The organism is Acinetobacter sp. V89_7, from assembly GCF_029967895.1.
Taxonomy (GTDB): Bacteria; Pseudomonadota; Gammaproteobacteria; order Pseudomonadales; family Moraxellaceae; genus Acinetobacter; species Acinetobacter soli.
Window position 1 is genome coordinate 1 of the sequence record NZ_JASCAJ010000007.1, and the last position, 9,347, is coordinate 9,347.

The 9,347-nt window shown below is 37.7% G+C and carries 10 protein-coding genes, 1 pseudogene and 1 riboswitch; of the genes and pseudogenes, 4 read left to right on the forward strand and 7 right to left on the reverse strand.

The window, feature by feature from the left end; translation table 11 throughout:
* Positions 1-106 precede the first annotated feature (106 nt).
* The 5 genes and pseudogenes from QLG00_RS01090 to QLG00_RS01110 form a co-directional block, all read right to left on the reverse strand.
* A pseudogene (locus tag QLG00_RS01090) lies at positions 107-208 on the reverse strand (inorganic pyrophosphatase); the annotation flags it as partial.
* 135 nt (positions 209-343) lie between these two features.
* Positions 344-411, reverse strand: a riboswitch (Fluoride riboswitch).
* Between the two features lie 46 nt (positions 412-457).
* The gene (locus tag QLG00_RS01095; RefSeq protein WP_004931863.1) at positions 458-1,609 is read right to left on the reverse strand and encodes a TDT family transporter; all 1,152 of its coding nucleotides are present in this window, start codon (positions 1,607-1,609) and stop codon (positions 458-460) included.
* A 347-nt stretch (positions 1,610-1,956) separates the two neighbouring features.
* Positions 1,957-2,514, reverse strand: coding sequence for a plasmid replication DNA-binding protein (locus QLG00_RS01100; protein ID WP_151797049.1), 558 nt, complete (start codon positions 2,512-2,514; stop codon positions 1,957-1,959).
* A gap of 63 nt (positions 2,515-2,577) precedes the next feature.
* The gene (gene repM, locus QLG00_RS01105; RefSeq protein ID WP_151797050.1) at positions 2,578-3,501 is read right to left on the reverse strand and encodes a replication initiation protein RepM; all 924 of its coding nucleotides are present in this window, start codon (positions 3,499-3,501) and stop codon (positions 2,578-2,580) included.
* A gap of 693 nt (positions 3,502-4,194) precedes the next feature.
* Positions 4,195-4,914 (reverse strand): hypothetical protein, encoded by a 720-nt coding sequence (locus tag QLG00_RS01110; RefSeq protein WP_151978753.1) that lies wholly within the window; start codon positions 4,912-4,914, stop codon positions 4,195-4,197.
* Positions 4,915-5,125: 211 nt separating this feature from the next.
* Between QLG00_RS01110 and QLG00_RS01115 the strand changes: the two genes are divergently transcribed.
* From QLG00_RS01115 to QLG00_RS01125, 3 genes are read left to right on the forward strand one after another with little or no spacing between them, the layout of a single operon-like run.
* Positions 5,126-6,016: a MobA/MobL family protein gene (locus QLG00_RS01115; RefSeq protein WP_151978751.1), complete on the forward strand. Its 891-nt coding sequence runs from the start codon at positions 5,126-5,128 to the stop codon at positions 6,014-6,016.
* Between the two features lie 39 nt (positions 6,017-6,055).
* On the forward strand, positions 6,056-6,412 hold the full coding sequence (locus tag QLG00_RS01120) for a hypothetical protein (RefSeq protein WP_151978749.1): 357 nt from the start codon (positions 6,056-6,058) through the stop codon (positions 6,410-6,412).
* Positions 6,409-6,630, forward strand: coding sequence for a hypothetical protein (locus QLG00_RS01125; protein WP_119690329.1), 222 nt, complete (start codon positions 6,409-6,411; stop codon positions 6,628-6,630). The genes QLG00_RS01120 and QLG00_RS01125 overlap by 4 nt, the downstream gene beginning before the upstream one ends.
* Before the next feature lie 44 nt (positions 6,631-6,674).
* On the opposite strand, the gene QLG00_RS01130 is transcribed toward QLG00_RS01125, so the two are convergent.
* Positions 6,675-7,217, reverse strand: a complete 543-nt coding sequence (locus tag QLG00_RS01130; protein ID WP_055414413.1) for a cysteine hydrolase family protein — start codon at positions 7,215-7,217, stop codon at positions 6,675-6,677.
* Between the two features lie 84 nt (positions 7,218-7,301).
* Entirely contained in the window at positions 7,302-8,186 is an 885-nt protein-coding gene (locus tag QLG00_RS01135) for an MBL fold metallo-hydrolase (protein ID WP_005176778.1), read from the reverse strand.
* Positions 8,187-8,318: 132 nt separating this feature from the next.
* Here QLG00_RS01135 and QLG00_RS01140 point away from each other — a divergent pair, with 132 nt between their 5' ends.
* On the forward strand, positions 8,319-9,290 hold the full coding sequence (locus QLG00_RS01140; protein WP_005176780.1) for a helix-turn-helix domain-containing protein: 972 nt from the start codon (positions 8,319-8,321) through the stop codon (positions 9,288-9,290).
* The last annotated feature ends 57 nt before the right edge of the window (positions 9,291-9,347 follow it).

Below are 9,347 nucleotides of genomic sequence, written 5' to 3' on the forward strand. Positions count from 1 at the left end.
TTAAGTATATGATTTTATTTAACTTATAAAAGGTGATTTCGGATAACGTCCATTATGTTAAATGGGGAAAATAAGGTATCAATTTTGATACCTTATTCATTAAAAATTATTTGTATGCTTGAATAGATTTCAGAATCTCTGCTCTGGCTTCATCAATACATCCCCAACCAGTAAATTTCATCCATTTGCCGTCTTCTAAATCCTTATAGCTAACCCGATGGTAAAAGTACCGATTAAGTTAGCTAAAACTGTTCCAAAAGCAATAGATAGAAGGGAAAAATACATACATTGTGGCGCTCCAAAAAAAGTAGAGCGCATACCTACGCACTCTAATTGGAAAGAGAGTTACGTAGGCATCATTAGCCAGAATTGGCGGTTTGTAAAAGGAGGAATACCATCTCATTGTACTTTATTATAAAATAATTATTTTAAATATCAATGCGTTTTAATTATTGGTTTAATTAGCATACTCTTTCTTTTTATTTAATTCAGCGATTAAGCATGGAGAAATAAAAAGCGTACCTCTATATGCACCAAGTAGCGTTTTACAAATAACCATCACCCATAAAACAACTAAAAATAAAGTCAATCCATACCCAATATAGCTTATAATTTGCATATTTAATTGCTTAGCTAACTCTAAAATTGCTAAAGAATAAACACCTAATGGAAATGTTAACCCCCACCAACCCAAGTTAAAGCTAAAATTAATATTCAAATGCTTATAAATTGTAAAAATAGCCATAGCTAACCACCACAAACCAAAACCAATTAGAATAATGCTACCCATAATTCCAGTGTAGTGCATGATTTGGCCTAGCGCTTCCATGTGAATATACGCTAAAACATGCGTAGCCTGTTTGCCAAGTAAAAGCAAAGCAAGAGCACCTGTTCCAATCGGTCCTAATGCTAAACATCCAGAAATCGCCATTTGTTGCTCAGGTAATTTATGTACAGCCATTCTCAAAAATAAAATTGTTAAAATAGAAAATGCTGGTAATACAGAAATTCCCCAAAGCATATAACTCCCCACAAGAATATTGATCGCGTCTAAAGGAGCCATGGTATGTGCTAATAGAATTCCACCAGAACTTGCTGTTACTTCAGCTGTTACGATAGGAAGTAACCAAATCGCGGTCATGCTATGCAGTTGATGATCTTGTCGAGTAAACATCATCGCAGGAACAAAAAGAGCAACTAAAAACGCTAAAACAGCATCGAGATACCATAAATTTTGTGCAATAGCGACAATATGATTATCATTGCCAAACATCATGATTCCATATTTTAAACATCCGTTAATTATCGTAGCCAATCCCATAGGAATTGCTCCGAGAAAAAAAAGCATGCTTGAATGTTTTAAGATTAACTTTGCTTCTTGATAAAAGAAGATCCATCTTAAAGCATAAAGTATTGAAAAAGTTATAAATAAAACAATATTGATCAGCCATAACACAGTACCTAGAGCATATAACTGACTATGTAAAAAAGGAAGTTCAGAAATAATTAGAGCAACAACACCTGTTCCCATGGTGACAGTAAACCAATTTGGGGTGAAATGACGAATAATGTTGATCTTACTTTCAATTTTATAAAATGGCTGATTCATAATATATGCCTAAATATGAATAATTGGCTTAAGAAGATAATAAAGCTTTTTTAATATCAGATGAATTGATATTAAATCATTTTAATAATAAGTTATTCTTATATGTTGTTTTAATGCAGAAGTCTGTTAAAACTGTGAGTGTGGATTTCTATTTCTTCAAGAAGTCTAAACTTAACATAATACGCCTTATGCGAAGTCAATTTGTTAATTTAATTTAAATCAATACCTTAAGTAATTTTACTCAGCCCAATCAACCCAGATCGGGCTTTTTTATGGATTCTTCACGTTCCACGCCTAGTATTTAACCATTCTTCCACAATTTTGATTAGCTACAGTCAACAATGCTCTCACCCATTCGGTAAGAAAAAGCGACTGAGAAAGCCTCTTTTCGGCTGCTCTGGTTCTACGTGCTCTGGCACTGGAATACGCTTATTTTCTGTTTCGACTAGAGTAGGCAATCCGTCATCTTTCGGCTCGGGTTCTGACCGAGGATCTGTTGCTATATCTGGAGCAGATTTCTGATCGGTAAACGTAGTCATATTGGATTGTGGGGGCTTCATTTCAATGAGTGTCAGCAGTGTATCTATACGAGCATTTGCCTTGGCTTCACGATCTTCGGCTTTTTCTAACTGTTTTTTTAGAAAATCAATTTGGTTTTTGAGTTCTATAACTGTTTTATCAGTGTATTCAGATGTATTTTGATTTTGTATTGGAGACGTATCGATACGTTTTACTTGTTTTACTCCAAAAGGTTCTCCATAGACACGAAGAAGTTCTGAAAAATCTATAAAACCATCGTGGTCACGGCTTAACACACCGTTTTTTATATCTTTATATAGCGTAGCTCGAGATTTTTTATACAGGGTTGCAGCATCACTAACACTGTATTTTGTAGCTGTATTCATAGTGTATTGCTGTGTATTTTAAAAACGTATTAGAGAATACAATATGTGTATTCTCCAATACACTCAAGCTTTAAAGCCTAAGTTTTTTAGATGAGGCAAAAACTGTTTTTGCTGTATTGGATCTCTTAGCATTTCTTTGATTTTCGCGGCTAGGCTCTCATAGCTTTCATTACCATTTGCTAAGTTTGAAAATTCAGGTAGTCGTGAAAGCTGATTGCCAAACATATTGATTTGAGCATCTGTCATTTGTTGGAATGCTGTTTGGGGCGTTCTAGTTAATTCTTGTTGAGATGGCCTAACTTTCGATTTAATTCTGAATTGAATGTCAGTGATAACTCGTCCTTTTTTGAATTGGTCATAGTCAACGGTAATATCAGTGTGTTTATTAATTTCACTTACTGCTCTGTCTAATACGTTGGATTTAAAGTTAGACATTGTTGAATATTCAGTCGCGTCAAGACCTAACTTTGATCTAAGATCGTTAATACTATATTTCTCAGTTTTTGCTACATTCAACCATTTAATTAATAGCTCATATAGTCTTATGCTATATTTACTTCTAAAATCAGATACTTGCTCTATATGATATTTGGTAAATTGTTCGCTTAATCGGCTAATTAAGCTGATAACTTCGTTGCTAAGGTATAAAACAATAAGACCATTAGAATCTACATAGGTCACTTTGTTTACCCAATTTGCTGTAGTAAGAGCCTCTAGGCCCTTATATCTATCTAAATAACTGAACTCCCTTCTTTTTAGTGTTTTTGCTGCCTCTCTGAGCAAGCCATAGGCATTATTACTATCCACTTTAAATTGATGAATGTAGTCGCTTACAAGCACTTCTATTGGTGTATCTGGCGTGAGATCAGAAGACTCTCTAGCTCCAACTATGGCCAAGAGCATAATACGTTGCTCTATGAGTGATAAGTTAAAAGAAGCATCGATAAGAGCATTATCTTTAACAACTAATTTATTGTTATTTGTCATGATATGAAGCTTATTAATTCATTTAACTAGGTTATATGTCATATATTTTAAATAGTCAATAATCTATCTATTCATATACCCCTTAAACCTATCTTTATCGCCCCTTAAACCTATCTTTATCACCCCTTAAACCTATCTTTATCGCCCCTTAAACCTATCTTTATCGCCCCTTAAACTATTGCAAACAAAGGCTTTCAGCTGATCTAAAAGCATTAAAAACTATTAAAAATAATTAAAAGCCCGGTTTGGTCAAAATTGCCCTTGGTTTTCGCTACGCTCAAACTCTATTGAATCTCGCTTTCGCTCGATTCGAGGGGCAATTTTTTGGTTGTTTTCGTTGTGAATTTGAAAAAAAGCAAAGGCAAGAGCAAAAGCAACTCGGAATTCGCTTCGCTCATAAAACTTTATGCTCGCTTCACTCGGTCTAGGCTCAAATTTTTGCATCTAAAGTTCACTTTTTTAGGTCTATTAACCTAAAAAAGCGGTTTTTCAGAGGGCCGAGGCGCGAATTTTGGGGATGTCGCTCGTAGACACTCGCTTGGTTAAGCTGTTCTTATCTTTTATAGATGCTGTGTCATTTGCTTCTATTTGCGTTTAGAGGCACTTTTTTGTTTTTTGTGTACCGATCTCTAGTTCAGTTTGAAATGATCGTACTATGGCGAAAATACAGCGTTTAAAGGTGATGTTTGTTCATTACTCAGGTGTTTTGTTGAATGGGTTTCTTGGATCTTGTTTAGCTTCTTGTATAAATCGTTCAATTTCTTGGTATTGACTTGAATTGGAAATTTCTTGGGTGACTGTCTGGAGATCCTTGTTGGTTTGTTGCATGGTTTTACCGATCAAGGCCATACGAAATAAGGTTTTCAGGTTGTCCAAGTCCTGATTGGAGTGGGTTATTTGAAACTTTGCTCGTTCAAAAACGCCTAGATAGAGTGAGCCGATAAAGTATTTGATCTGGTCTTCTCGTTTTTTCTGTTGTTTCTGACTTTGTTTTTCCTTTTGTTGTTTTGGATTCAGGGCTTTTTCTATTTTCTGATTCAGGTTTTTTGCTGCGGTCTGGTGGCGTTGTGTTTTGAGGATTTCATCCAGTGCATCGTGCATGGCAAAGTAGGCATCGATGTCATGTTTTTGGTGGAGCTTGAGGATGTTTTGTTGCAGTGCATTGCGTTTGGCAGGTTCTGTCTGTTGGATCAGTTGCAGCTGAAGCATACGTTTGTTGTAGGCATTGCGTTCATAGCGACATTTTTGGATCAATTGTCGGTCTTGCTCACTAAGATCCTGAAGACTTTTTTTGTTTTTGAGCATGTGCAGGCAACGTTCTTCAATCCGTCGTTTGAACGGCAAACTCAGGATATGCATGCCGAGTTCTTTGATGTCTGTTGCTGTGAGAACTAATGCTTTGCGTCCTGCCATTTGGATCTCGTTTTGCCGTGGATTGACACCATGTTAGCGTCATCTTGTGGGTGTTTAAACTATTTTTTCTGCTACGCATAAAAAATAGTTTATCTCGTTTCCGTGTCTTTTTTTGACAACAACCGCTAAAGCGATTATTGTCAAAAAAAGACACTCCTCCTCGCTCCTGCGGAGAGCCTCCTTTGCAAATTGGATCTCAGGTGAATTCGGCATGTTTTACATGAATATTCGGCACAATGTGAAGAAGGATTCCAGTTCCAAGAATACCTTCCATTATCTGACTCGAACGGCTCATTTTGCCGAGCAAAAGGCCGATGAGGAATTGGAGTTCGTGCGTTCTGGAAATATGCCTAGTTGGGCCATCGATGCGCCTGCAAGCTTTTGGCGTAGTGCGGATCGTTATGAGATTGCTCGAGGTCGAACCAGTTCAACCTTGACCGTGGCCTTGCCGAAAGAGTTGTCGAAGCAGCAACGTAAAGAATTGGTCGAGGCCTTTATTCAGGAATTTGCTGATCAGTATCAGTTTCCTTATACCGCAGCGGTGCATAATCATCCGAGTGAGCTGACAGGTGAAGATCAACCGCATTTGCATCTGATGTATTCTGAACGGAGTCTGGCCGATGGGATTGAACGACCACCAGAGCAGTTTTTTAAGCAGTATCGTCCAAAGAATCCCACCAAGGGTGGCGCACAGAAATTAACGGCTGATGCGTTGGGCTTTGGCCGTGATCAGGTCAAAGCCTTTCGAGAAAAAACTGAGCACCTGATTAATCAGGCTTTGGAAATGCATGCACCGATGAAAACCGTGATTCTGGAGGGTATGGAGATTGTTGTTCCAAATCGAGTGAGTCATCTGTCTAATCAGGAATTTAACCAGAAGTATGGAACGCAATTGCAGGATGTTCCACAGATCTACCGATGGAAGTTGAAAAGTGCTGATCCAATTATTCAGCTTGAAGTTGAGGCACAGAAGCAAACCATTCAACAGATTCGGCAATTTAATAAGCTCCAGATCTATCAAAAGGAGTACAACCAAGCCTTAGCGCAGCGTAAAAATCAAGACTTGGATCGTGATGATAGTTATACGCCATCATGGTTCTAGGAATATTGTGAGGTTTTAAATAAAGCTTTTGGAGGTCGTATGAAGACTGGAAAACAAATTCTTGAGGGTTTATTTGACGATCAACGTGCTACTGCACATGATCCCCATCATCCAGTGAATGATCAGCTTCGGGCTAGTCTACTGTGGAAGAAACATTTACTGGAGTTGATTCAGATCCCACGGCATCAACTGAAATCAGATGATAGCTATGTTTTGGTGTCTGATATTCCAGAGTATTTTAAGGCTCAGTTTGAGCAGTTTTTTTTAGGTCAGAACCTATTGCAGCATGTGGATCATCCTGAAGAATCACGATTGGATAGCAAACGTTTGGACAGTTTTATTGCCTATCTGAAAGATCATCCAAGTTATAAATCAGAGCAGCGTGGCCAAGTATGAAAAATCCAGTAGATGCAGATCGAATTCGAGCTGCTTTTAAGGCAACGCAAGGGATTGCGGAGCATTCATTTGAGCAGCATGTGATTGATGCCAGTCAAGTGGATGTCAATGCGATGATTGAACGGATTGCTTCAGGTGAGTCGAGTTTTGAGGAGGAAGATGCGGTGTTAATGATGAAATGGAGAGCTATGAAAGCCTTACAAAATAAGGGTTCATAGCTTCGGATAAGGTGTATTATGTTAATTTTAGAAAATCTTAATCGTTAGCTAACATAATCTTCAGTTGATATCACTTGAGCATATGCAAATTCAAAAGCGGCCATTAATGTTGCATGGACATGACCAGCAGGTACTTTAACGCCATTAAATTCCAGGTCTAGTGTTGCACAAGCGTCATGAATAACTTTTACCTTATAACCAAAATCAGAAGCAGCACGAACAGCCGCATCGACACACATATGGCTCATAGCACCAATCACGACTAACTCAGTCACTTGATTGCTATCTAAAATTTCTTTGAGATTCGTGTTTAAGAACGCATTGATGTGATTTTTAATGATCACAGATTCATCTTCTTGCGGCTTAACTGTGTCCTGAAATTCAATACCATTTGAGTTGGGTTCAAATATAGGAGATTCAGCATTAGCAATATGTTGGACATGAATAACTTGTGTACCCTGTTGACGGGCCTTCGCAATTACTTTCACTGCATTAGCAGCAGCTTGTTCAATATTTACTAAGGGTAATTTACCTGTAGGTAGATATTCATTTTGTAAGTCGATAACTAATAAAGCTGATTTTGACATATCTGTTCCTTTACTTAACTAATATTTGTTTTGTTCTACTTAGGTTTTTAAAGAAGTGGAATGCTTCCACTTCTTTAAGTCACTTTAGAAAGAAAGCGTTTCACCATCGATAGGAATTAAAACCTTATCTTGGATTCCTTTGTCCTTTACGTAATCTGCAAGCTCAGCACGTGTTACCGACATGTGGTTAATTGCATCCATGTGAACAGCAACCACTTTAGCATTTGGTGCTTTCTGAGTTGCATGATAAGTATCTTCTTTGCCCATAATAATGGATTCTTTAAAGCCATCAACCAAGGCGTTACCTGTATTCAAGACAATCACATCAGGTTTAAATGTTTGAATCGCTTGATCAACTTCAGAACGCCAGATGGTATCTCCTGCCACATAAACAGTTTCATGGCCAGCAGCTTCAAATACCACACCCATTGCTTCACCTAATCCAGCTTTAAGCTTAGGAATACGGTACATGGCATCAGTACCGTGTTGACCACCAGTTTTAGTGAGCTTAATCCCTTCAAAGGTCGCTTGAGTTAATACACGAACATCTTTGAAGCCTTGTGATTGAATGATTTTCTGGTCTTCTTTATTCTGTACAAACAACGGCATGTTTTTCGGAATAGTCGCTTGTGCTGCATCATCCCAATGATCTAAATGGGTATGGGTCACGATTACCGCATCTACACCTTCTAAAATCGTTTCGGGCTTGATAGGCAAATCGACTAATGGGTTCCGTAAATAGCTACGATGAGTATCAGGAAAACCTTCATAGAATCCTTTTTTAGCAAACATTGGGTCAATTAAAAAAGTCGTATCAGCATAGGTTACTTTAATCGTTGCATTGCGAATTTCTTGTATATGCGTAACTTTAGAAGTATCTCGCTGAACCACCTTATCATTCGCATATAAATGGACTGAAGCCATTGCCAGAGAGAGTGCAATAACAGAGCTACTTAAAATTTTATTCATGTTCCAGATCCAATCATTTAGTCATACTCGAATCATGATAGGAAAAATTAAGCAATAAAATTGTCCTTAAGGACAATCATCGAAACTATTGGGACAACATGCTATATTTATTATTTTAGAGAGGTAGATTGAATGGCTATACCAGTGATTGGATTGTTCGTATATCCCAATATAAATCCATTTCACTTCTCTATCCCCCATATCATTTTCAATATCAAGATTGAAGATAAACCCTTATTTGATCTGAAAATTTTTTCTATAGATGGCCAGCCCGTAACAACAGAACAGTCTATGATGATTATCCCTGATGGTGGGGTCGAGCTCATTAAAGAGTCGGATCTTATTATTATTCCTGGGTGGGATGATTTTAATCACGAGCCTGAACAAGTACTTATCGATGCCCTAAATTGTGCATATCAGACTGGAATTAGAATTGTAGGGTTATGCTATGGAACTTATGCACTGGCATATGCTGGTTTACTTGACCATAAAAAAGCAGCTACGCACTGGATGGCTGAACAAGATTTCAGTGAGCGGTTTCCACAGGTTCAACTTGATCATGATGCCCTGTATGTAGAAGACCAAAGGATTGTAACCTCTGCTGGAACAGGTGCAGCATTAGACTGCTGCCTATATTTGGTACGAGAAATCTATAATGCACGAATTGCGAATAAAGTCTCTAGAGTAATGGTGATCCCGCCTCACCGTGAAGGTGGGCAAGCTCAGTTTATTGAACAGCCAGTCGCAGAATCGAGCCAAGATGCACAAATTAATGTATTACTTGATTTTTTAAGAAAGAATTTAGCTTTACAACATAATATTGAAAGCCTCGCTGAACGGACACATATGACACGCAGGACGTTCACACGGCATTTTAAGAAAGCGACAGGCATGACCCTAGTCGATTGGCTGAATACTGAAAGAATCAGATTAAGTTGTGAACTTTTAGAAACGACAAACTTGTCTATCGAAAAGATAACCGAGCTTTCAGGTTTTAATAATACCGTGTCATTTAGAAAAAATTTTCGTGAAAAATATGGCACCAGCCCTCAGGCATGGAGAAAAGCTTTTGGGATCATTAATGAAAATAATCCACCCATTTAACATAATGGACGTTATCCGAAATCACCTTTTATAAGTTAAATAAAATCATATACTTAA

Coding starts and splice junctions, on each gene's coding strand:
- QLG00_RS01120 (WP_151978749.1), top strand. CDS start 6,056: ATGAAGACTGGAAAACAAATTCTTGAGGGTTTATTTGACGATCAACGT.
- QLG00_RS01130 (WP_055414413.1), bottom strand. CDS start 7,217: ATGTCAAAATCAGCTTTATTAGTTATCGACTTACAAAATGAATATCTA.
- QLG00_RS01095 (WP_004931863.1), bottom strand. CDS start 1,609: ATGAATCAGCCATTTTATAAAATTGAAAGTAAGATCAACATTATTCGT.
- repM (WP_151797050.1), bottom strand. CDS start 3,501: ATGACAAATAACAATAAATTAGTTGTTAAAGATAATGCTCTTATCGAT.
- QLG00_RS01100 (WP_151797049.1), bottom strand. CDS start 2,514: ATGAATACAGCTACAAAATACAGTGTTAGTGATGCTGCAACCCTGTAT.
- QLG00_RS01115 (WP_151978751.1), top strand. CDS start 5,126: ATGTTTTACATGAATATTCGGCACAATGTGAAGAAGGATTCCAGTTCC.
- QLG00_RS01110 (WP_151978753.1), bottom strand. CDS start 4,914: ATGGCAGGACGCAAAGCATTAGTTCTCACAGCAACAGACATCAAAGAA.
- QLG00_RS01135 (WP_005176778.1), bottom strand. CDS start 8,186: ATGAATAAAATTTTAAGTAGCTCTGTTATTGCACTCTCTCTGGCAATG.
- QLG00_RS01140 (WP_005176780.1), top strand. CDS start 8,319: ATGGCTATACCAGTGATTGGATTGTTCGTATATCCCAATATAAATCCA.
- QLG00_RS01125 (WP_119690329.1), top strand. CDS start 6,409: ATGAAAAATCCAGTAGATGCAGATCGAATTCGAGCTGCTTTTAAGGCA.